The organism is Bartonella sp. AS69XJJH (assembly GCF_042195585.1).
Lineage (GTDB): Bacteria > Pseudomonadota > Alphaproteobacteria > Rhizobiales > Rhizobiaceae > Bartonella.
In genome coordinates, this window is the sequence record NZ_JBHIOO010000137.1 from 1 (window position 1) to 629 (window position 629).

Here is a 629-nt window from a genome sequence, read left to right on the forward strand (position 1 = left end):
TGATGGAAAAATCTTAGAACAGCCAGCAAGTGCAGCAGTTGCAGGTGTCATTGCTAAAACTGATTTTACACACGGTTTTTGGCATTCACCTTCAAACAAAGTGATCAATGGCATTGTTGGTATTGCACGCCCCATTGATTTTTCCATTGGGGACAGATCCAGCCGTGCCAACCTTCTTAATGAACAAAACATCACAACAATTATCCGCGAAAATGGTTATCGTCTTTGGGGTAATCGCACCCTTTCAAGCGATACAAAATTTGCTTTCTTATCGGTGGTGAGAACCGCAGATATGATCAATGACGCCATTTTGCGCGGGCATCTATGGGCTGTCGACCGCAATATCAAAAAAACCTACATGAGTGACGTGAGTGAAAGCGTCAATGCCTATTTGCGTGATTTAAAAGCACAAGGCGCCATCCTTGGTGGGCGTTGTACGCCCGATCCAGAGTTGAATACAGCAAGCGCTATTGAAGGCGGCAGAGTCTATTTCAATGTCGAATTCACACCAACAACACCCGCAGAACACATCACATTCCGTTCACGCATTGTGAATGATTATTTAGAGGAGATCTTTTAATGGCTATCCCCGTTTTACCAAGAGTTTTGAAATATTTTAACATTTTTGT

At 43.1% G+C, this 629-nt stretch carries 1 protein-coding gene; it reads left to right on the top strand.

The features are described from left to right. Positions 1 to 580: phage tail sheath family protein (locus ACFIK6_RS10205; protein ID WP_375642781.1), on the top strand; the 580-nt coding region annotated here is incomplete at its 5' end. Between the last annotated feature and the right edge of the window lie 49 nt (positions 581 to 629).